Source organism: Streptomyces sp. NPDC042102, from assembly GCF_055582305.1.
Genome location: NZ_JBVJDL010000002.1, coordinates 786,233 through 804,795 on the forward strand (window position 1 = coordinate 786,233; position 18,563 = coordinate 804,795).

General features: G+C 72.3%; 15 protein-coding genes and 2 tRNA genes. 7 read left to right on the forward strand and 10 right to left on the reverse strand.

Annotation, left to right across the window (positions count from 1 at the left end; genetic code table 11):
- Window positions 1-51: 51 nt before the first annotated feature.
- Together tig and ACZ6KO_RS11615 are read right to left on the reverse strand one after the other, a co-directional pair.
- On the reverse strand, window positions 52-1,446 hold the full coding sequence (tig, locus tag ACZ6KO_RS11610) for a trigger factor (protein ID WP_469303148.1): 1,395 nt from the start codon (window positions 1,444-1,446) through the stop codon (window positions 52-54).
- A 179-nt stretch (window positions 1,447-1,625) separates the two neighbouring features.
- Window positions 1,626-1,702: transfer RNA gene (locus ACZ6KO_RS11615), tRNA-Pro, on the reverse strand.
- A gap of 178 nt (window positions 1,703-1,880) precedes the next feature.
- Between ACZ6KO_RS11615 and ACZ6KO_RS11620 the strand changes: the two genes are divergently transcribed.
- Window positions 1,881-1,951: transfer RNA gene (locus tag ACZ6KO_RS11620), tRNA-Gly, on the forward strand.
- Window positions 1,952-2,024: 73 nt separating this feature from the next.
- Here the strand turns inward: ACZ6KO_RS11620 and ACZ6KO_RS11625 are convergent.
- The 3 genes from ACZ6KO_RS11625 to ACZ6KO_RS11635 form a co-directional block, all read right to left on the reverse strand.
- Window positions 2,025-2,219 carry a hypothetical protein gene (locus ACZ6KO_RS11625; RefSeq protein ID WP_401448484.1) on the reverse strand — a complete coding sequence of 65 codons (195 nt, stop codon included), beginning with the start codon at window positions 2,217-2,219 and terminating at the stop codon, window positions 2,025-2,027.
- A gap of 143 nt (window positions 2,220-2,362) precedes the next feature.
- A complete protein-coding gene (locus ACZ6KO_RS11630; RefSeq protein WP_469303150.1) occupies window positions 2,363-2,824 on the reverse strand; it encodes an HD domain-containing protein in 462 nt (153 codons plus the stop codon).
- Entirely contained in the window at window positions 2,821-4,227 is a 1,407-nt protein-coding gene (locus ACZ6KO_RS11635; RefSeq protein WP_469303153.1) for a pyridoxal phosphate-dependent decarboxylase family protein, read from the reverse strand. The genes ACZ6KO_RS11630 and ACZ6KO_RS11635 overlap by 4 nt, the downstream gene beginning before the upstream one ends.
- 83 nt (window positions 4,228-4,310) lie before the next feature.
- On the opposite strand from ACZ6KO_RS11635, the gene ACZ6KO_RS11640 reads away from it, so the two are divergent.
- A complete protein-coding gene (locus ACZ6KO_RS11640) occupies window positions 4,311-4,958 on the forward strand; it encodes a DUF4232 domain-containing protein (RefSeq protein WP_469303155.1) in 648 nt (215 codons plus the stop codon).
- A 40-nt stretch (window positions 4,959-4,998) separates the two neighbouring features.
- Here ACZ6KO_RS11640 and ACZ6KO_RS11645 read toward each other — a convergent pair whose 3' ends face one another.
- Together ACZ6KO_RS11645 and ACZ6KO_RS11650 are read right to left on the reverse strand one after the other, a co-directional pair.
- A complete protein-coding gene (locus ACZ6KO_RS11645) occupies window positions 4,999-5,775 on the reverse strand; it encodes an ABC transporter ATP-binding protein (protein WP_469303158.1) in 777 nt (258 codons plus the stop codon).
- 132 nt (window positions 5,776-5,907) lie between these two features.
- Window positions 5,908-7,050: a PP2C family protein-serine/threonine phosphatase gene (locus ACZ6KO_RS11650; protein WP_469303161.1), complete on the reverse strand. Its 1,143-nt coding sequence runs from the start codon at window positions 7,048-7,050 to the stop codon at window positions 5,908-5,910.
- Window positions 7,051-7,157: 107 nt separating this feature from the next.
- On the opposite strand from ACZ6KO_RS11650, the gene ACZ6KO_RS11655 reads away from it, so the two are divergent.
- Window positions 7,158-8,390, forward strand: coding sequence for a GNAT family N-acetyltransferase (locus ACZ6KO_RS11655; RefSeq protein WP_469303165.1), 1,233 nt, complete (start codon window positions 7,158-7,160; stop codon window positions 8,388-8,390).
- 48 nt (window positions 8,391-8,438) lie between these two features.
- On the opposite strand, the gene ACZ6KO_RS11660 is transcribed toward ACZ6KO_RS11655, so the two are convergent.
- Together ACZ6KO_RS11660 and ACZ6KO_RS11665 are read right to left on the reverse strand one after the other, a co-directional pair.
- Window positions 8,439-9,245 (reverse strand): Fpg/Nei family DNA glycosylase, encoded by an 807-nt coding sequence (locus ACZ6KO_RS11660; RefSeq protein ID WP_469303168.1) that lies wholly within the window; start codon window positions 9,243-9,245, stop codon window positions 8,439-8,441.
- 107 nt (window positions 9,246-9,352) lie between these two features.
- Entirely contained in the window at window positions 9,353-9,841 is a 489-nt protein-coding gene (locus tag ACZ6KO_RS11665) for a ribose-5-phosphate isomerase (protein WP_469303170.1), read from the reverse strand.
- Between the two features lie 257 nt (window positions 9,842-10,098).
- Between ACZ6KO_RS11665 and ACZ6KO_RS11670 the strand changes: the two genes are divergently transcribed.
- Complete coding sequence (locus ACZ6KO_RS11670) at window positions 10,099-11,535, forward strand: amino acid permease (protein WP_469303173.1); 1,437 nt, start codon at window positions 10,099-10,101, stop codon at window positions 11,533-11,535.
- Between the two features lie 96 nt (window positions 11,536-11,631).
- On the opposite strand, the gene ACZ6KO_RS11675 is transcribed toward ACZ6KO_RS11670, so the two are convergent.
- Window positions 11,632-12,228 carry a biotin transporter BioY gene (locus tag ACZ6KO_RS11675; protein ID WP_469303174.1) on the reverse strand — a complete coding sequence of 199 codons (597 nt, stop codon included), beginning with the start codon at window positions 12,226-12,228 and terminating at the stop codon, window positions 11,632-11,634.
- Between the two features lie 246 nt (window positions 12,229-12,474).
- Between ACZ6KO_RS11675 and ACZ6KO_RS11680 the strand changes: the two genes are divergently transcribed.
- From ACZ6KO_RS11680 to ACZ6KO_RS11690, 3 genes are all read left to right on the forward strand, one after another.
- Complete coding sequence (locus tag ACZ6KO_RS11680) at window positions 12,475-13,854, forward strand: amino acid permease (RefSeq protein ID WP_469303176.1); 1,380 nt, start codon at window positions 12,475-12,477, stop codon at window positions 13,852-13,854.
- 218 nt (window positions 13,855-14,072) lie between these two features.
- Complete coding sequence (locus ACZ6KO_RS11685) at window positions 14,073-15,497, forward strand: amino acid permease (protein WP_469303179.1); 1,425 nt, start codon at window positions 14,073-14,075, stop codon at window positions 15,495-15,497.
- 179 nt (window positions 15,498-15,676) lie between these two features.
- Window positions 15,677-18,409, forward strand: coding sequence for a PKD domain-containing protein (locus ACZ6KO_RS11690; protein ID WP_469303181.1), 2,733 nt, complete (start codon window positions 15,677-15,679; stop codon window positions 18,407-18,409).
- The last annotated feature ends 154 nt before the right edge of the window (window positions 18,410-18,563 follow it).

The window sequence follows — 18,563 nt, forward strand, 5'->3', positions numbered from 1 at the left end:
CTCAGAAGGCCTCGGTCGGCCCTGTTCGGCCTTACGCGGCCTTGCTCGGCCTTACTTGGCCTCGTCGGCCTGCGCGTCGGCGTCGGCGTCCACGGCGGCCTCGACGACCTCGGCGGCCGCCTCGACCTCGTCCTCGTCGTCGGAGAGGTCGACGACCTCACCGTTGGTGTCGACGACCTTGGAGCCCTCGACGACCAGCGCGAGCGCCTTGCCGCGGGCGACCTCGCCGACCAGCATCGGGACCTGGCCGCCCTCGACGACCGCCTGGGCGAACTGGTCGGGGGACATGCCGGAGGACTGCGCGCGGCGCATGAGGTGCTCGGTGAGCTCCTCCTGGTTGACGTTCAGCTTCTCCTTGTTGACGAGCTCGTCGAGGAGGAACTGGGTCTTGATGCCCTTGATGGCCTGCTCGCGGGTCTCGGCGTCGAACTCCTCGACCGTCTTGCCCTGGAACTCGAGGTACTTCTCGATGGTCAGGCCCATCTGGCCGAGCTGGTGGTGCTCGAGGTTGTGCTTGCGGGTGTTGACCTCGTCCTCGAGGAGCTTCTCGGGAACCGGGATCTCCGCGAGCTCGATGAACTTCTCCAGCACGCGCTCCTGGGCCTGGGTGGCCTGGTCGTACTGCTTCATGTTCTCGAGGCGCTTGCGGCTGTCGGCCTTCAGCTCCTCCAGCGTGTCGAACTCGCTGGCGAGCTGGGCGAACTCGTCGTCCAGGGCCGGGAGCTCCTTGGCGGAGACCTTGGTGACCTTGACGGTGACCTCGGCGTCCTTGCCCTCGGCGGAGCCGCCCTTCAGCTGCGAGGTGAAGGTGGCCTCGCCGCCGGCCTCGAGGCCCTTGACGGCCTCGTCGATGCCGTCGAGGAGCTCGCCCGAGCCGATGGTGTAGGAGACGTCGGAGGCGATGCCGTCGGGCAGCACCTCGCCGTCGACCTTGGCCTCGAGGTCGATCGTGACGACGTCGCCGTCCGCGGCCGCGCGCTCGACCACGTTGGTGGTGGCGAAGCGGCTGCGCAGCTGCTCGACGGACTTCTCGACGTCCTCGTCGGAGACCTCGACCGCGTCGACCTCGACCTCGATGCCGGAGTAGTCCGGGATCTCGATGGCCGGGCGGATGTCGACCTCGGCGGTGAAGGCCAGCAGCTCGCCGTCCTTCAGCTCGGTGATGTCGACCTCGGGCTGGCCCAGCGGGTTGACCTCGGCCTCGTTGACGGCCTCGGTGTAGAACTTCGGGAGGGCGTCGTTGACGGCCTCCTCCAGCACCGCGCCACGACCGAAGCGCTGGTCGATGACCCGGGCCGGGATCTTGCCCTTGCGGAAGCCCTTGACCGTGACCTGCTGGTTGATCTTCTTGTACGCCGCGTCGAGGCTGTCCTTGAGCTCCTCGAAGGGCACCTCGACAGTGAGCCGAACCCGAGTCGGGTTCAGGGTCTCCACGGCGCTCTTCACGGTTCGGTCTCCTTGTGGCTGACTTCTTGGGGGCTGCTGTGTCGCTGCGTATTCAGCGGTTCAGCGGATCGGGCCCGGTACATCAGACACACGGGCACGCAGCTTGCATAGTAACCGCAAGCGGGAAGCAGCCCACAACGCGATCTTCGCGGGTGGCGGTGCGGATGGAGAGGTGATGCTGGTCGGGGTGGCCGGATTCGAACCGACGACCTTCCGCTCCCAAAGCGGACGCGCTACCAAGCTGCGCCACACCCCGTCGGTGCGACACGTAGGGTACATGGCCGGAGACGGTCCGACGCCCGCTGTTTTCGCATCCGGGACGGCGGGGCGGCGACGGCAGGGACGCGCGGCCCGAATGGGGTGTGCACTCCCCCGGCCCCACCCGCTAGGATGCTCCCTGTGCCGCGGTCCTTCCGACCTGCGGCGCAAGCCTTGCGGGCGTAGCTCAATGGTAGAGCCCTAGTCTTCCAAACTAGCTACGCGGGTTCGATTCCCGTCGCCCGCTCTCAACGGCTCAGGGCCAGGTCAGAGGATTTTTCCTCCGCCTGGCCCTGACGCGTTCCCGGGGCCCGTGAGGGTCAGATCTTGATGCCCGCGATCGTGTCCGCCAGGGAGTTGAGGAAACGGTTCACGTCCGGGGCGATGGAGCTCGACGCCAGGAAGAAACCGAAGAGGACGGCGACGATGGCCGGGCCGGCCTTGAGGTGGTTGCCGCGGATCAGCACCACCAGGATGATCGCCAACAGAACCACCACTGACAGCGAAATGGCCACTACTGATCACACCTTCGGTCGTCCCCTGGTCGGCCCGGGGCACGGCCGGCGCACCCCCATATGGACCATCGTGCCACCAACAGGCCCCCGCTACCCGTCCCGTGGCGCCGTTTCCTGCCAACTGTGCCTGTTTTACTGAGATGTCACAGGCCCAGCAGGGCGCGGACCCGGGCGTACTTCGCGGTCAGGCGGTCACGGGTCGGGGCGTCGAGGACGGCCAGGCGGGCCGGATCCGCGTTGTGCGCGAGGTCGGACTCCTTGATCAGCAGGGCGCCGGGGGTGGCCAGGATGCGGGCCGCGTACTCCTCGACCGGTTCGCCGGGGCGCTTGGTGACGGCGAGGACCATGTCCTTGACGGACTGCGGCAGGGCGGCGGAATCCAGCCAGGCGCGGCTCAGCGCGTCGTCTTCCACCGCGTCGTGGAGCCAGGCGGCGGCCTGCTGCTCCGGGGTGCCGCCGCGGGCGCGTACGCCCTCGGCGACGGCGGCGAGGTGCTCGGCGTACGGACGGCCCGCCTTGTCCGTCTGGCCCTCGTGCGCAGCGCGCGCCAGGGCCTCCACCTCGGCGAGGGTGAGGTCGTGCGGGTGCCGTGCCGTCCCTGTCATCCGGTCTCCCTTGCCGCCGTACGGAGGGCCTCGGCGGCCCGGTGGACATCCGCGGGGGTGGTGCGCCAGTTGGAGAACGCGGCGCGCAGGGCCGGGGTTCCCGCCAGGACCGTCGGGGTGACGAAAACCTCGGCGGCCGCCGCCTCCCGCAGGGCGGTCAGGCGCTCGGCGGTCGGGGCGTCGGCCAGGGTGAAGCAGACGACGTTCAGGCGGACCGGGGCAAGCAGCCGGAAGGCGGGGTCGGCGGCGAGGGCGTCGCCGAGCGCGCGGGCGCAGGCGATGTCGCGCTCGACGATCTCGCGGTGCCCGTCGCGGCCGTACGCCCGCAGGGTGAACCAGGCGGCGAGGGCGCGCAGCCGATGGGAGTTCTCGGGAGTGAGGTGGACCAGGTCGGGGCGCTCGCCCAGGGGGCCGAGGTAGGCGGCGGCATTGGCGAAGACGCGGGCCTGGAGGTCCTGGCGGCGGGTGAACTGCACGGCGCTGTCGTAGGGCACGTTGAGCCATTTGTGCAGGTCGACGCAGACGGAGTCGGAGGCGTCGAGTCCGGCGGTGAGATGGGCGTGCTCCGGGGAGAGGGCGGCGAAGGCGCCGAAGGCGGCGTCGGTGTGGAGCCAGAAGTCATGGCGTTCGCGCAGGGCCGCGACGGCGCGGAGGTCGTCGAAGTCGACGGTGTTGACGGTGCCGGCGTTGGCGACGACGACCGCCGGGCCGGGCGTGTCGGCCAGCGCGCGGTCGAGGGCGGCCGGGTCGACGGCCTCGCGGCCGGGGAGGGTGGGGACGGTGACGAGGGCGCGCCGGCCGAGGCCGAGGACGGACAGGGCCTTGGCGATGGAGGAGTGCGGGGCGCCGGACAGCACGCGGACGGGGCCGAGGGCGGCCGCCCCGTCCTCGGAGGGGCGGACGCCGAGGCGTTCGCCGAGCCATTCGCGGGCGACGGCGAGGCCGGTGGTGTTGGACATGGTGGCGCCGCTGACGAAGGTGCCGGTGTGGGCGGCGGTGAGCCCGAACAGGTCGCGGAGGGCGGCGACGGTCTCGCGTTCGAGGTCCTGGCCGGCGCCGTCGAGGGCGGAGTTGGAGTTCTGGTCGTGCACGGCGGTCAGCCAGTCCCCGGCGAGGGCGGCGGGGGTGGCGCCGCCGGTGACGAAGCCGAGGTAGCGGGGACCGGCGGAGGCCGAGAAGCGGGGCGCCCAGCGGCGGGCGAACTCGTCCAGGGCGCGGTCCAGGCCGATGCCCGTGCCCAGCGCGGTCTCCTGCTCGGGGTCGGGGGCGGGGCCGGGGCCCGGGGCGGCGGGCGGTACGACGGGGCGCGCGTCGAGGGTGGCCAGCGCGTCGGTGGCCTGCCGGAGCGTACGCGCCAGGAGCGCGGGCAGCCGGTCGAGGTCGGTGGCGAGGGCGGGGTGCATGGGCGTCACGCTAGGCCGGGCCGCGGGGCCGGTACCGGGCCAATCACGGGCGGGTGGCCCGGACGGCCGCGTAGAGTCGGTGGATGATCATGAATCGGTGGATACGCGGGATCGCCGGGGCCGTCGGTGCCGTGGCCGTCGCGGGGGTGCTCGCCGGGTGCGAGGCGGCGCCGGCTCCGGAGCGGGCGGCGGGGCCGACGGCCGCACCGCCGGCGGACCTGAGGGGGCTGCCCCAGGCCTCGGCCGGTGTGGCCGGCGGGACGCCGGGAGCGTCCGGCGCGCCCGCGCAGGGGGCCTGTCCCGCGGACGGGGTGCGGCTGAGCGAGGGCGGCGGGGACGCGGCGATGGGGCTGCGCGTGGAGAGCGTGGACCTGACCAACTGCGGGACGGAGCCGTACGTGCTGAACGGCTTCCCGGACATCCGGCTGCTGGACAAGAAGAAGGAACCGGTGCGGGTGGACGTGGGCCACGGGTCCAACGGGGTGTCCACCGTGGACAGTTTCGACCAGGCGCCGCAGCAGGTGACGCTGCGGCCCGGTCAGACGGCGTCGTTCGGGCTGCTGTGGCGCAACCTCGTCACCGACGTGTCCACGCCCGCCGTGGACGGCTGGCACATCGACGTCCAGCCGCGCCCGGGCGCGCCCCGCCAGACGCTCGCGCTGACGCGGCCGGTGGACCTGGGCACCACGGGGCGGCTGGGGCTCGGGCCGTGGAAGGCGCCGGTGCGCTGATCCTCCGGACGCCCCGGCCGGGCCTCGTCGGCGGCCCGGGTCAGGCGGCGGCCGGGGTGCCGCGGGGCGGCCGGGCCGTCGTCCGCCCGTCGGCCAGGAGGAGGACCTCGTCGGCGTGGGAGGCCGCGACCGGGTCGCGGGTGACCATGACGAGGGTGACGCCGAGGGAGTCCACGGCGGCCCGCAGCAGCGCCAGGACCCCGGCGGCCGAGGTGGTGTCCAGGGCGCCGGTGGGTTCGTCGGCGAAGATCACATCGGGGCGGGTGGCCAGGGCCCGGGCGAGGGCGGCCCGCTGCTGCCGGCCGGCGGAGAGGTCTGCGGGGCGGCGCCCGCCGGCGCCGTCGAGGCCGACCTGGGTGAGCAGCCGTGCGGCGCGGCCGCGGTCCTCGAGGAGGCCGGCCAGCCGCATCGGCAGCAGCACGTTCTGCTCGACGGTCAGCGAGGGCAGCAGGTTGAAGGCCTGGAAGACGAAGCCGAGGCGGCCGCGGCGCAGCTCGGCGAGCTCGTTCTCGGCCATGCCGGTGATCTCGGTGCCGCCGAGCCGGACGGAGCCGGCGGTGGGCCGGTCCAGGCCGGCCGCGCACCGCAGGAGCGTCGACTTGCCGGAGCCGGAGGGTCCCGTGACGGCGGTGAAGGTGCCGCGCGGCAGGGTCAGGTCGACGGCGCGCAGGGCGTGCACGGTGGCGGGGCCGCGGCCGTACTCCCGCCGTACGCCGCGCAGCTCCACGGCGGGCGCGGGGGCGTACGCCGTCTCCTCGCGCGCCGGGTCGTGGAGCGCCGTCTCGGGCCGTCCGGGGCCGGTCCGCCGCAGTGCCATGGGTGCCGCCTTCCGTATCGTTCGAAGTGATACGTCAGACGCTATGAGGGGGCCGTGGGCGCGGCCATGGCGCGAGCCGGTCGGTCGGGAGTAGGGGAAACCCGACCACACCGGTCACACAGACCACTCCGGTCACGGCGAGCGGCGGATGAGCAGCAGCGCGCGGTCGTCGTTGACGTCCTTGGCGACCTTCTCGATCAGGTGCCAGGCCGCGCCCTCCCAGCCGGCGGCGACGTAGCGGTCGGCCTCGCCGGTGAGGCGGTCGATGCCCTCGCTGATGTCGCGGTCGGCGGTCTCGACGAGGCCGTCGGTGAAGAGCATGAGGACGTCGCCCCGGCGGAGGTTGCCGCGGGCGGGGGTGAATTCCGCGCCGTCGTAGACGCCGAGGAGCGGGCCCTCGCCCGCCTTCTCCTGCCAGCGGCCGGAGCCCGCGGAGAGCTGGAGGGCGGGCAGGTGGCCGGCGGAGAGGAGTTCGAAGTCCCCGGTCTCCAGGTCCAGGACGAGGTGGACGGAGGTCGCGAAGCCCTCGTCCCAGTCCTGGCGGAGCAGGTAGCCGTTGGCGGCGGGCAGGAAGTCGTGCGGCGGGAGGGAGCCGAGGAGGCCGCCGAAGGCGCCGGAGAGCAGCAGGGCGCGCGAGCCCGCGTCCATGCCCTTGCCGGAGACGTCGGTCAGGACGACCTCCAGGGTCCGGCCGCCGTTGGTGCGGGCGGCGACGACGAAGTCGCCGGAGAAGGACTGGCCGCCGGCCGGACGCAGGGCCATCTCGCGGTGCCAGCCGCCGGGCAGGGCGGGCAGCTTGCTCTGGACGCGGATGCGTTCGCGCAGGTCGAAGAGCATGGTGCCGCCGCGCCGCCAGGGCACGCCGACGCGGCTGCGGAACTGGGCGATGACCAGTCCGAAGAACCCGCAGGCGGCGACGACCAGGACGGTACCGGGGGTGACCCGGGCCGGGCCTTCCGTGTACGGGCCGAGGACGAGGGCCTCGACGATCAGCGCGGACGCGGCGGTGGCGTACAGCGCCAGCAGGCTGGCCGGGCGCAGCAGCAGGCCGCCGGCGACGATGGGCAGGACGAGGGCGGACGGGGAGCACCAGACCGGGAACAGCAGGGTGCCCCAGGTGATGGCCGGGACGGTCAGGAGCAGTCCGGCGAAGGCGAGCCAGTCGGAGGCGTCGCCGCGGAAGTAGTCGACGGCGGATTTGCGCAGGGCGGTGCGGGCCCGGTGCGACGTCTTGCGCATCCGGGCCGTGAAGGTCTCCGTCCGAGCTCCGGCCATTGCTTCGGGACCCTATCCATCCTGGCTGTGGACGCGCAGGGGTACCCCCCGACCAGAGGCCCGAAATTGGGTCGACCGGGACGGAATGCCCTGGTAGGGATGGTCTTATGGCGATGGAGACGCGCGTATTGCAGCCGGATGAGTGGGATGTCTGGTACACCCACCTGGAACTGGCGTTCGGCGGGGTGGCGGACACCTCGGAGGAGCGGGAGCTGTACCGGTCGCTGACCGAGGCGGAGCGTTCCCTGGCGGTCTGGGACGGGGAGGACTGCGTCGGCTCGGCCTCGGCGTTCAGCTTCCGCCTCTCGGTGCCGGGCGGTGCGCTGGTGCCGGCGGCGGGCGTGACCATGGTGGGGGTCTCCCCCACCCACCGCCGCCGCGGGGTGCTGACCTCGCTGATGCGGCGTCAGCTGGACGACGTCCGGGCGGGTGGCGAGCCGATCGCGGTGCTGACGGCCTCGGACCCGGCGATCTACGGGCGCTTCGGGTACGGCACGGCGACGTACGCGCTGTCGGTGGACATCGACACCACGCGGGTCCGGCTGGCGGTGCCGGCGGGGACGGACGGGGTGCGGCTGCGGATGTCGGATCCGGAGCGGGCGCTGGCCGCGTGCGAGAAGGTGTACGCCGAGCTGGTGCCGGCGCGGCCGGGGATGCCGGCGCGGCAGCCGGGCTGGGAGCGGCAGGCGCTGCTGGACCCGCCGGGGAACCGGGACGGCGCCTCCCCGCTGCAGTGCGTGCTGGCGGAGGGCGAGGACGGCGCGGTGCGCGGGTACGTCCGCTACCGGGTCCGGGCGGACTGGGAGGCGGCGGGCTCGGCGGGGTCCGTCGAGGTGCAGGACCTGGAGGCGCTGGATCCGGCGGCGTACGCGGCGCTGTGGCGGTACGTCTTCGACATCGACCTGACGTGGAGCGTTCGGGCGTACCGGCGGCCCGTGGACGACCCGGTGCTGCACCTGGTGACCGACATACGGCGGGCGCAGGCGCGGACACGGGACTCGCTGTACGTGCGGCTGGTGGACCTGCCGGCGGCGCTGACGGCGCGGACGTACGGGGCTCCGGTGGACGTGGTCCTGGAGGTGGCCGACGCGTTCGGTCCGTGGAACGAGGGGCGCTGGCACCTGGTGGGTGACGCGGAGGGCGCCTCGTGCGTCCGTACGGAGCGGGCGCCGGACCTCGCCCTGTCCGTGCGCGAGCTGGGCTCGGCGTACCTGGGCGGCGTGACGCTGACCTCGCTGGCGGCGGCGGGCCGGGTGACGGAGCTGCGCCCGGGCGCCCTGGCGGCGGCGTCGCGGGCCTTCGCCGGCGAGGTGGCCCCGTGGCTGCCGCACGGCTTCTAGTGCTGTGACCGGTAGTGCTGTGACCCGGTAGTGCTGTGACCCCGCCCGTCAGCGCGGCTGGCAGGCGGGGCACCAGAACAGGTTGCGGGCGGCGAGGTCGGCGGTGCGGATCTCGCCGGCGCAGATGTGGCACGCCATGGTGGCGCGGCGGTACACGTACACCTCGCCGCCGTGGTCGTCCACGCGCGGCGGGCGGCCCATCGCCTCGGGGGTGTGTTCGGGGCGGACGGTGTCGATGCGGTTGTTTCGCACGCCCTCGCGCATCAGGTCCACCAGGTCCCGCCACATCGCGTCCCACTCGGCGCGGGTGACGTCCTTGCCCGCCCGGTAGGGGTCGATGCCGTGCCGGAAGAGGACCTCGGCGCGGTAGACGTTGCCGACGCCCGCGACGATCTTCTGGTCCATGAGCAGCGCGGCGATGGTGGTGCGGGAGCGGGAGATCCGCGCCCAGGCCCGGTCCGGGTCGTCGCCGGCGCGCAGCGGGTCGGGGCCGAGCCGGTCGTGTATCGCCTTCTTCTCGGCGCCGGTGATCAGGGCGCAGGTGGTCGGGCCGCGCAGGTCGGCGTAGTGCGTGTCGTTCCGCAGCCGCAGCCGGACGGTGTCCGTGGCGGGCGGCGCCGGTACGGGGCCGAAGCCGTACTTGCCGAAGAGACCGAGGTGGATGTGGATCCAGTCCTCGCCCAGGCCCAGGAACAGGTGCTTGCCGTGGGCCTCGGCGACGTCGAGCTCGCGGCCGTCGAGGAGGGCGGCGCTCTCGGCGAAGCGGCCCTGGGGGCTGCTGACGCGGACCGGGCGGGCGGCGAAGCGCTCGGCGTGGTCCTGGGCGAGGCGGTGGATCGTATGCCCCTCGGGCACGGTGTTCTCCTGCGGTCCTGGGCCTGGGGACGGGGCGTCCCCGCCGCCGGGGGCGGGAAACGCCGTGCCGCCGGGCCCCCGTCAGGGTCCCGGCGGCACGGAGGGGGCTACTGGTCCTGCGGGTGGTGGGCCGGGATCGCGGGCAGCTCGCCGGTGGTCTCGTACGCCGAGAGCATCTCGATGCGGCGGGTGTGGCGCTCCTCGCCGGAGTACGGGGTCGCCAGGAAGGCCTCGATGAAGCTGGTGGCCTCGTCCTGGGTGTGCATCCGGCCGCCGACGGAGATCACGTTGGCGTTGTTGTGCTCGCGGCCGAGCTTCGCGGTCTCGACGCTCCAGGCCAGGATGGCGCGGACGCCCTTGACCTTGTTGGCGGCGATCTGCTCGCCGTTGCCGGAGCCGCCGATCACGATGCCGAGGCTGTCGGCGTCCGCGGCGGTCTTCTCCGCGGCGCGCAGGCAGAACGGCGGGTAGTCGTCGACGGCGTCGTAGATGTGGGGCCCGCAGTCGACGGGCTCGTGGCCGTTGTTCTTGAGCCAGTCCACCAGGTGGTTCTTGAGCTCAAAGCCGGCATGGTCGGATCCGAGGTACACGCGCATGGCACGAGTGTGGCACGGGACACCCCGCCGGAGCGCATGCGGGGGCGCTCCGGGCGGCCGCGGGAAAAGTGTCGCGTACGTCACTCCGAAAGCTCAAGTAATCCCAAACTACCCAGATGGGACGGGGGTGGTGGCAGGTGGGACGAAGGTCCCGGACCTTCGTCCTCCGGCAACGATCCGGATTCGGGTCTTCCGTCTTCCGTTCATCCCGGGTTTTACTTCCGGGGCTCGCAACCCGAGAACCTAAGGATCCGTCCATGAGCTCCACGACGACCCTTCAGAAGGCAGGCGGACCGTCCGGCGAACCCGGCACCCCTCAGTCTTCCGACGGTCTGAAGGCCGGTCTCAAGAACCGCCACCTTTCCATGATCGCCATCGGCGGTGTCATCGGCGCCGGTCTGTTCGTCGGCTCCGGCGGCGGTATCGCCAAGGCCGGCCCCGCCATCCTGATCTCCTATCTGCTCGTCGGCGCGATGGTCGTCTTCGTCATGCGGATGCTCGGCGAGATGGCCGCCGCCAGCCCCAACTCGGGCTCCTTCTCGGCGTACGCCGACCGCGCGCTCGGCCGCTGGGCCGGCTTCTCGATCGGCTGGCTGTACTGGTTCTTCTGGGTCGTCGTGCTGGCCGTCGAGGCCACCGCCGGCGCCGCCATCCTCGAAGGCTGGATCCCGGCCGTCCCGCAGTGGGCCTGGGCGCTCATCGTGATGGCGGTCCTGACCGTCACCAACCTGGGCTCGGTCGCCTCCTACGGCGAGTTCGAGTTCTGGTTCGCGGGCATCAAGGTCGTCGCCATCGGCGCGTTCGTGGTCATCGGCATGCTGGCCGTCTTCGGCGTCCTGCCGGGCTCCGACAACCCGGGTGCCGGCTTCGCGCACCTGACCGACACCGGCGGCTTCTTCCCCAACGGGTACGGCGCCATCCTCACCGGTGTGCTGATGGTCGTCTTCTCCTTCATGGGCAGCGAGATCGTCACGCTGGCCGCCGGTGAGTCCGAGGACCCGCGCCGCGCGGTCACCAAGGCCACCAACTCGGTCATCTGGCGCATCGCGGTCTTCTACCTCGGCTCGATCTTCGTCGTCCTGACGCTGCTGCCGTGGAACGACCCCTCGATCGTCGAGAAGGGCTCCTACGTCGCCGCCCTGGACTCGATCGGCATCGCGAACGCGGGCACGATCATGGAGGTCATCGTCCTGACCGCCGTGCTGTCCTGCCTGAACTCGGGTCTGTACACCGCTTCCCGTATGGCCTTCTCGCTCGGTGAGCGCGGCGACGCGCCGAAGGCGTTCGCCAAGGTCAACAAGAACGGTGTGCCGGTCGCCGCGATCCTGGGCTCCACGGTGTTCGGCTTCGTCGCCGTCTACTTCAACTACGCCTTCAAGGACACGGTCTTCACCTTCCTCCTGAACTCCTCGGGTGCCATCGCGCTCTTCGTCTGGCTGGTCATCTGCCTGACCCAGCTGAAGATGCGCGGGATCCTGCTCCGCGAGGCGCCGGAGAAGCTGACGGTCAAGATGTGGCTGTTCCCGTACCTGACGTGGGCGACCGCCGCGATGATCACCTTCGTGCTGGGCTACATGCTCTTCGACGACGCCAACCGCGAGGTCGTGCTGCTGTCGCTGATGGTCGCGGCCGTCGTCGTGGTCGCCGGCTTCATCGTCGACGGGCGCCGCAAGCGCGCCGCCGTGGACGCCTAGTCCCGCAGGGGTACCCCCTACGTACGCCGGAGCCCGGCCCGCTGTCTGCACAGCGGGCCGGGCTCCGGCGTATCTGCGTGACGACGGGGGCGGCGCTCAGCCGCGGCGGCCCGCCAGCTTCCAGGCGGCCGGCAGCGCGCCCATGGCGAGGGCGGCCTTGAGGGCGTCGCCGAGCAGGAACGGGACCAGGCCCGCGGCCACGGCGGCGGACAGCGACATGCCGGTGGACGCCATCAGGTACGGGACGCCGACCGCGTAGATGACCGCGGAGCCCAGGACCATCGTGGCGGCGGTCCGCACCACCGAGCGGTCGGCGCCGCGGCGCGCGAGGGCGCCGACGACGGTGGCCGCCAGCAGCATGCCGAGCACGTAGCCGAAGGACGCGCCGAACGCGCCCGAGGTGCCGCCCGCGAACCACGGCACACCGGCGGCCCCGGCCACCGCGTACAGGGCGAGCGAGAGGAAGCCGAGGCGGGCGCCGAAGGCGGTGCCGACGAGCAGGGCGGCGAACGTCTGGCCGGTGACGGGCACCGGGGAGCCGGGCACGGGGACGGCTATCTGCGCGGCGAGCCCGGTGAGCGCGGCGCCGCCGACGACCAGCGCGATGTCGCGGGCCCGGCTGGCCGGGAGCAGGTCGGCGAGGACGGCTCCGGGCCGGACGGTGGCGGCGGAGGAGAGGGACGCGGTGCTCATCGGGGCTCCAGGGTGAGGGGTCTGGCGGGACGGGACACCGTGACGTTAGTCCCGCCGCCGCCCGGGCCTCACCGTCGCGCGACCACAAAGCCACGCTCCGCAACATGGTGGGGAGTGCACAAAGAGCGGCTTCCCCGACGGACCCCCGACGGGCCGGGAGCGTCCGAAGTGATGCGTATCACCATGCCTTTTGGTTGCTCCCCGTCCGTTTTGCGTGGCCGCTCCCGGCTCGGGGACACTGTGGGGATGTCACAAGCACCCCTGCCGGATCTCGCCGAGGAACCCCTCGGTCACGGTCTGAAGCAGCGCCACCTGACCATGCTGGGGCTCGGCGGCGTCATCGGCGCCGGTCTCTTCGTCGGCTCCGGGGCCGGTATCACCCTCGCCGGTCCGGGCATCATCGTGTCCTATCTGCTCGCGGGCGCCCTCGCGATGCTGGTGATGCGGATGCTGGGCGAGATGTCCGCCGCGATGCCCGCCTCCGGTTCCTTCTCCGTGCACGCCGAGCGGGCCATGGGCCGCTGGGCCGGGTTCTCGGCGGGCTGGCTCTACTGGTTCCTGCTGGTCGTCGTCCTCGCCGTGGAGGCGACGGGCGCCGCGAAGATCGCGAACGGCTGGCTGCCGGGCGTACCGCAGTGGAGCTGGGTGCTGATCTTCATGGTGGTCTTCACCGTCAGCAACCTGGCCGCCGTACGGAACTTCGGCGAGTTCGAGTTCTGGTTCGCGGCGCTCAAGGTCGGCGCGATCGTGCTGTTCCTGGTCCTGTCGACGCTGGCGATCTTCGGCCTGCTGCCGGACACCGACCCGGTCGGGCTGACGAACCTGACCGGGCAGGGCGGCTTCCTGCCGGGCGGCTGGGCCGGGGTGATCTCCGGCGTGCTCGCGGTGGTGTTCGCGTTCGGCGGCCTGGAGGTCGTCACCATCGCGGCGGCCGAGTCCGAGGACCCGGCGCGCTCGGTGGCGCGGGCGGTGCGCAGCGCGGTGTGGCGCATCCTCTTCTTCTACATCGGCTCGATGCTCGTCATCGTCACGCTGCTGCCGTGGGACTCGCTGGCGCCGGGCCAGAGCCCCTACGTGGCCGTCCTGGACTCCATCGGGATCCCGGGGGCCGGGCAGATCATGAACGTGGTGGTGTTCGTGGCGCTGCTGTCCGCGCTCAACGCCAATCTGTACGGCTCCTCGCGGATGGTGTTCTCGCTGGCCGAGCGCGGTGAGGCGCCCAAGGCGCTGCTGAAGGTGTCCGGCGGCGGGGTGCCGCGGCGCGCGGTGTTCGCGTCGGTGACCTTCGGGTTCGTCTCCGTGGTGCTGAACCTGCTGTGGCCCGACACGATCTTCCTCTACATGCTCAACGCGGTCGGCGCGGTGCTGCTGTTCGTGTGGGCGCTGATCGCGGTCTCGCAGCTGCGGCTGCGCCGCCGTATCGAGCGGGACATGCCGGAGCGGCTGACCTTGCGGATGTGGGCGTTCCCGTACCTGACGTGGGCGGCGCTGGCCGGCATGGCGGCGGTGCTGGTGCTGATGCTCTTCGACGACGCCGCGCGCCCGCAGCTGCTGTGGTCGACCGGTGCGGCCGTCGCGGTCCTGGCGGTGGCGGGGCTGCGCGAACTGCGCGACCGCAGGAACTGATCTGCGGCCGATGTCCGGCCGAGGAGGAGCGGAGCCCCCGTGCGGTGCGCGGGGGCTCCGTCGTTCCCCGCCCCGGCGTGCCGTACCGGAGTGATCACGTCCGGTGAGGCGGATGTCCGGATACCGGACGCGACCTGTCCGGTCAGCGGACGAAGGCCAGACTGGGGCACCTTCTTCCGCACACCCGCACACCCGCACACCGGACAGGCACACCTGAAATGAGCCAGACCACCGTCACGCCACCCGCACCGCCCACCGGCCCCGGCGGCAGCCCCGCCGGATCGCCGCTGTCGGGCGGGCTGAAGCAGCGCCACCTGTCGATGATCGCCCTCGGCGGCGTCATCGGCGCCGGCCTCTTCGTGGGCTCCGGCGCCGGCATCGCGGCCGCCGGACCGTCGATCGTGCTCGCGTACGCCGCCTCCGGGCTGCTCGTGATGTTCGTGATGCGGATGCTCGGCGAGATGTCCGCCGCCAACCCCGCCTCCGGCTCCTTCTCCGTGCACGCCGAGCGGGCCGTCGGCCCGTGGGCCGGGTTCACCGCCGGCTGGCTGTTCTGGACCCTGCTGTGCGTCGGTGTCGCCATCGAGGCGATCGGCGCGGCGGCCATCATTACCGGCTGGTTCCCGGGCACCCCGAGCTGGCTGTGGGTGCTGCTCTTCATGGCCGTCTTCTGCGGCTCCAACCTGGCCGCCGTCTCCAACTTCGGCGAGTTCGAGTTCTGGTTCGCCGCGCTGAAGATCGCCGCGATCGGCCTGTTCCTGGTCCTGGGCACGCTGGCGATCCTGGGCCTGCTGCCCGGCACCGCCGCCCCGGGAACCGCCAACCTCCTGCACGACGGCGGCTTCCTGCCCAACGGCGTCGACGGCCTGCTGGTCGGCCTGCTCGCCTCCGTCGTCGCGTACGGCGGCCTGGAGACGGTGACCATCGCGGCCGCCGAGTCCGACGACCCGGTCCGCGGCGTCGCCAGGGCGGTGCGCACCACGATGTGGCGCATCGCCGTCGTCTACGTCGGCTCGATGCTGGTCATCGTCACCCTCGTCCCGTGGGACTCCGAGGGCGTCGCCGCCGCCCCGTACGCCGCCGCCCTGGACCACCTGGGCATCCCCGGCGCCGGCCATGTCATGAACGTGGTCATCCTGATCGCGCTGCTGTCGGCGATGAACGCCAACATCTACGGCTCCTCGCGCATGGCCTACTCGCTGGTGGCCCGCGGCCAGGGCCCCAAGGCCCTGGGCAAGGTCTCCGGCGGCGTCCCGCGCCGCGCGGTGCTGGCCTCCTGCGGCTTCGGGTTCGTCACGGTGCTGCTGTCCTACTGGTACCCGGACACCCTCTTCGCCTGGCTGCTGAACATGGTCGGCGGGGTCATCCTCGTGGTCTGGGGCTTCATCGCGGTCTCCCAGTTCGTCCTGCGCCGCCGCCTGGAGCGGGAGGCTCCGCAGAAGCTCGTCGTGCGGATGTGGGGCTTCCCGTACCTGACGTGGGTGGCGCTGGCCGGGGTGGCCGGGGTGCTGGTGCTGATGGCGTGGGACCCCGACACCCGGGTCCAGGTGGTCTTCACCGGCGGCCTGACCCTCGCCCTCGCGGTCACCGGGTACGTGATGCAGCGCGCCAGGGCCTCGGCCGGGACCGGTGCCGACGTCTGAGCCCCCGCGGGAAGGTTCCTGATTGAAGGTGACAGGGACTGTCCGAAAATGGATGATGGTGATCGTCTCCGCGGATCCGCGTGCACCCGACGGTTGTTGGGGGGAAACCGACCGGGCACCGGTCGTGAAGCACCGCACCCGTGGGATTCCACGTCACTCCAGCCGAAGGAACCTTCCTGGTGCGTCCCACTCGTACGACGGTCCTGCTGACCACAGGTCTCGTCACTCTCCTCGGGATGCCGGCCGCCGCCGCGGCCGGCACCCCGGACACCCTCTATGTCAACCAGCGGGCGGAGTCCGGCTGCTCCGACGCCGGGACCGGTTCGCAGGCCGTCCCGTACTGCTCGATCTCGGCCGCGGCCAAGGTCGCGCAGCCGGGCCAGACCGTGCGGATCCAGCCCGGCACCTACCCCGAGTCCCTCACCCTCGACCGGTCCGGTGAGCCGGGCAGGCCGATCGTCTTCGAGGCCTCGGCGACGCTGGCCGGCAGCCTCACCGTCAACGGCGCCTCGCACGTGGCGGTCCGCGGGCTGAAGGTCGACAAGGGCCTCCAGGTCACCCGTTCCACCGGGATCGAGCTCGACAGGCTCCAGGTGAACCCGGCTGACGCCGCGGCCCTCGACCGCCCCGCCGTCGTGATCGGCGAGGCGAGCGCGGACGTCCGGCTCACCCGGGGCAAGCTGTTCGGCGTCCGGGTCGAGGGCGGGGCGCAGCGCACCGTGCTCGGCCGCAGCGAGGTCTACGGCGCCCTGCACGCGCCGGTCGAGGCGCAGGACGCGCCCGGCACCGCCGTCACCAACAACACGCTCCACCTCGACTGCGGAGCGGCCGTCTCGCTCACCGGCACCTCCACCGGGTCCGCGGTGTTCAACAACCTGGTCCGCCCGATGTTCGGCGGCACGTGCCCGGCGCCCGAGCGCGTGGGCATCTCGGTGGCGCAGAGCGCCACGTCCGGCACCCGCGCCGACTACAACCTCCTGATCGAGGGCGCCCAGAGCCAGCTGACGGCCTACCGGTGGGGCGGTAGTACCTACGAGACCGCCGCCGACTTCGCGGCCGCGACCGGCCAGGGCGGGCACGACATCCTCGTCCCCTCGGCGATGGGCGTGGTCGACGGCGTGGACGGCTCTCCCGCCATCGACTCCGGCGACCCGACGGCGCCCGGCGTGCTGCCCTCCGACGAGCGGGGCTACCCGACCGCGGACGACCCCCGGGTCCCCAACACCGGCAAGGACGGCGGTTTCATCGACCGCGGGCACCGCGAGACCCAGGACTACCTGACCAAGGTCTCGATGCAGCTCGACCAGCCGTGGGCGCCCACCGGGACCCCGGTGACGGCCACGGCCACCACCGACAGCCGCTGGCCCTCGGGCCTGACGTACCGCTTCGACTTCGGCGACGGGAGCGCCCCGGTCGTCACCAAGGAGCGCAGCGCCACGCACGTCTACGCCTCGCCGTGCGCGTGCACGGTCAAGGTGACGGCGGTCACCGGCGTGGGCGTGGAGGTCTCCGCCGAGCAGGCGGCCAAGGCGACCGCGCCCGACGTCCCGCTGACCGCCGGCCTCAGCGGCCGCGAGGTCCTGCCGGCCGCGGGCGACCTGCGCACCTACGTCGCCCCGCTGAGCGTCGACTTCGAGCCGGCGGCCGTCACGGCCCCGTGGCCGGTCCAGGGCTGGGAAGCGGACTTCGGTGACGGCACCAAGGGCAGCGGCAGCGGCCTGGAGCGCTTCCGGCACGTCTACCCCCAGCCCGGCGAGTACAAGGTGACCATCACCCTCCACGACGCCAAGGGCGCCAAGGCCACCGCCACCCACACCGTGCGGACCGACTACGCCGCCTCCGGGTACGTGCCCCGCAGCCCCGTGCGGGTGCTGGACACCCGTGCAACCAACGCGCCCCTCCAGGGCGGCACACCCGCCAAGCTGGCCCTGCCGGCCTACTACCAGGGCTCGGGCGGGGTCCAGCCGGGCGGGATGGCCGCGGCGGTCCTCAACGTGACGGTCACCGACGCGAGCAACGACACCCACCTCAGCGTCTGGCCGGCCGGTCAGCCGCGGCCGGCGACCTCGAACGTCAACGTCGTCAAGGGGGGCACGGCCTCCAACACGGTCACCGTGCCCGTCGGCGAGTACGGCCAGGTGATGGCCCAGCTCAACGCCGGCACCGCGGGGCTCGTCGTCGACTTCGTGGGCTACTACCAGCCGAACTCCGGTGAGCGCTTCAGCCCGGTCGCCCCGGCCCGGCTCGCCGACACCCGCACGGCCGGCGGCCCGCTGGGCGGCGGCCAGACCCGTACCGTGAAGGTCGCGGGAGTCGGCGGCATCCCCGCCGACGCCGCCGCGGTCGCGCTGAACCTGACGAGCACCGGCACCACGGCGCCCACGCACGTGATCGCCTACCCGGACCCCGCCCAGCGGACCGCGACCTCGAACCTGAACCCCGAGCCCGGCCGTGACAAGTCCAACCAGGCCATCGTCCCGGTGGGCCCGGACGGCACCATCACCCTCTACAACCACGCCGGTTCGACCGACCTGGTCGTCGACGCGGTCGGCTACTACGGCAAGGGCGGCACGTCGCTGTTCAAGCCGGCCGTCCCGAAGCGGCTGGCCGACACCCGGGAGACGGGCAAGCTCGCTCCCGGCGCCACCACCGTGGTCGCGGGCATCCCCGGACACGCCACCGGGGCGGTCGTGAACGTCACCGCGACCGACACCAGCGCGCCCGGCTTCCTGACGGTGTACGCGTACGGCGGCATCCGGCCGGAGGCCAGCAGCCTCAACACCCGGCCCGGGGCCACCGTGCCGAACCACGTCACCACGCCCGTCGCGGACGGCCGCATCAACATCTCCAACAGCTGGGGCGGCAGCAACCACGTGATCACCGACCTGCTCGGCTGGTTCACGCAGTCCTGACGTTCCGAAACGTTCCGCCAGACGGCCGTGGGGGGGCGGGGGGGGGGGGCCGGGCCCCCCCCCCGGGTTAAAAGTTAAACAAAAAATGGGCGCCGGATAAAATAAAAAAAAATTGAATTTTGGGAATATTTTAAAAAAAATTATAAAACCCCCC

Bases quoted from the DNA above. Each gene is read 5' to 3' on its own strand.
- ACZ6KO_RS11630 (WP_469303150.1), bottom strand. From the start codon at position 2,824: ATGACAGGGACGGCACGGCACCCGCACGACCTCACCCTCGCCGAGGTG.
- ACZ6KO_RS11635 (WP_469303153.1), bottom strand. From the start codon at position 4,227: ATGCACCCCGCCCTCGCCACCGACCTCGACCGGCTGCCCGCGCTCCTG.
- ACZ6KO_RS11640 (WP_469303155.1), top strand. From the start codon at position 4,311: ATGATCATGAATCGGTGGATACGCGGGATCGCCGGGGCCGTCGGTGCC.
- ACZ6KO_RS11645 (WP_469303158.1), bottom strand. From the start codon at position 5,775: ATGGCACTGCGGCGGACCGGCCCCGGACGGCCCGAGACGGCGCTCCAC.
- ACZ6KO_RS11650 (WP_469303161.1), bottom strand. From the start codon at position 7,050: ATGGCCGGAGCTCGGACGGAGACCTTCACGGCCCGGATGCGCAAGACG.
- ACZ6KO_RS11655 (WP_469303165.1), top strand. From the start codon at position 7,158: ATGGCGATGGAGACGCGCGTATTGCAGCCGGATGAGTGGGATGTCTGG.
- ACZ6KO_RS11665 (WP_469303170.1), bottom strand. From the start codon at position 9,841: ATGCGCGTGTACCTCGGATCCGACCATGCCGGCTTTGAGCTCAAGAAC.
- ACZ6KO_RS11670 (WP_469303173.1), top strand. From the start codon at position 10,099: ATGAGCTCCACGACGACCCTTCAGAAGGCAGGCGGACCGTCCGGCGAA.
- ACZ6KO_RS11675 (WP_469303174.1), bottom strand. From the start codon at position 12,228: ATGAGCACCGCGTCCCTCTCCTCCGCCGCCACCGTCCGGCCCGGAGCC.
- ACZ6KO_RS11680 (WP_469303176.1), top strand. From the start codon at position 12,475: ATGTCACAAGCACCCCTGCCGGATCTCGCCGAGGAACCCCTCGGTCAC.
- ACZ6KO_RS11685 (WP_469303179.1), top strand. From the start codon at position 14,073: ATGAGCCAGACCACCGTCACGCCACCCGCACCGCCCACCGGCCCCGGC.